At 32.1% G+C, this 1,980-nt stretch carries 1 protein-coding gene; it reads left to right on the top strand.

Annotated features, from left to right (window positions below; translation table 11 throughout):
- Window positions 1-844 precede the first annotated feature (844 nt).
- Window positions 845-1,900, top strand: a complete 1,056-nt coding sequence (locus CLV31_RS21645) for a hypothetical protein (RefSeq protein ID WP_111395175.1) — start codon at window positions 845-847, stop codon at window positions 1,898-1,900.
- Window positions 1,901-1,980 lie beyond the last annotated feature (80 nt).

Below are 1,980 nucleotides of genomic sequence, written 5' to 3'. Positions count from 1 at the left end.
ATGACAACACTAATTTAGTTATTCAGCCTAAGGAAAGGAAGCCTAGGCTTCCTTTCCTTAAACCTTTAGTGTTGCATTTATAACTTGAATCTGGGATTTGATAAACCAAGATAAGCATGAGATATATTATTTTAATTTTAAACAGGGTGTATTGGTTTCTAACATTAGTTAAGAATCCAAGTCCATTTCTAGGGGCAGTAATTTTAGTTACATTGTTGATAGGAGTGTCTATTCGAAATCTACTATTGGTCTTTTATTCCTTCAAGTCTGAACCAATGATTACGAATATTGGAATAGATTTCTTGATCTTAGTGGTTGTTTTCATTTTCATGTATTGGTTTTCCATGAAAAATAAAGAACTTATAGAAGCTGCTCGAGTTAACTATTCCAAATTTCAAAACTGGTTTGTTTGTTTTTTGTTTTTATTTACCATAGTATCTTTTATCCTCCTAGCAAATTTAAATCGGAAGAAAATATTTGATCAGATAGATTCAAGTTATTCTAATGATCCTCAAATAGAATCATTGGAAGGTGAAATCAGAAATTGGTTTAGGTAATTCACTTACAGTTCATTCTAATTAATTTCCTCTTCTTGGGTTTAGTAGAATTAAGATTAGGTATAGGTGCTATTGTTTGAAACAAGAGATTTTCAGAAGTTTTACACTACGACGGTTCTGATGTGTATGCAATTTAACAAGTCTGATATTGAAAATATTTAATTAAATTTAAAAAATTTATTGAAACTGGTTATTTTTCTCCTAATCAATATATCATTTCCTAATAGATATTTATAAATCGCACAATTATATTTACTTTAAAATTATTTTATAAAACTTAGATAATCATGAAAATTAAAATTCTACTCTTTTTATTTCTGAGCCTGATTTTTATTCAATCTTGCGAAGTTAATGAACTTGACCAAAATCCAATAGAGGAAATGGTTGGTAAAGGGGATCCTGAAAATCTTATGATTTTGGGTAATAAAAGAAGTAACCCTTTCACTATCGAAAATGCTAAATTGGCTATGCAGATTCTTGAAGCGAAATATCGAAAAGAAAATAGAAGGTTAGGATGTTCAAATTGCTCCACTAGCCTTAGTCCAACTCATAAATATGTTAAGTTTAAGCCTCAGAATTACGATCAACTTATTGCTTTGGAACAGACCGGGTATGATTTGTGGGATTATCCCCTGGACCAAGACATTCAATTTATTGGTGACTATTATCATGATCCTGCTGTAGGCGCAGATGGAATTACATATTTCTATACACTAATTCCTTTTCAATATTCAATAAATATTAATGTCCCTTATGACATTCTCTCCGATGTTTATTTGTACCACGAGGATGACGGAGATATCCAAGATGTAGACCCATGGACTCCCCGTCCAGGGTGCTATGACCCAAATAGTACTGATCCAAACTGTGCAATTGCAAGGGAAACTTTTGTAAATAATACCTTAAACGCAACAAAAACCCTTGATGATTTAGGTATAAACCGCAAGGAACTGTATAACTTAATGATGGAAATTTCCGGAAATGAAGATGAAGTTATTACAGATACAAATGCACGAATAAATTCAACAAATGTTGTGGCCGGGACTATTAAAGTGCGAGATAATTCAATTAATGCGGATGTGCCTTTAGGTGGAGTTTTGGTTAAAAGCAGAAGGTGGTTCAAACTTCGTAGAATATTAACCAGGCCAAATGGTCAGTATTCGATTTCTGTAAACTATCGAAAAAAAGCAATAGTATCTGTCCAGTTTTCTAATGGATCTACAAAAATTCGTGGGATCAACAATGTATGGAAATTTTGGCAATTTGTCATTCCAGTTAATAAAACGTTTGGAGAATTCAATACATCTGATTTAGCAAATGTTTCATACGCCGTGTTCAAGTAATAAGTGCAACGGGTTTGTAAGATAATAATTTCTCTTTAGGAGTTAGGTAGTTGAATTTTCTAATAGGCCTGTTGTTGATT

Source organism: Algoriphagus aquaeductus (genome assembly GCF_003253485.1).
Taxonomy (GTDB): domain Bacteria; phylum Bacteroidota; class Bacteroidia; order Cytophagales; family Cyclobacteriaceae; genus Algoriphagus; species Algoriphagus aquaeductus.
This window is presented reverse-complemented; position numbering and strand designations above follow the sequence as displayed.

Excerpts from the sequence above, each read along its gene's own strand:
- CLV31_RS21645 (WP_111395175.1), top strand. The coding sequence starts at position 845 with ATGAAAATTAAAATTCTACTCTTTTTATTTCTGAGCCTGATTTTTATT.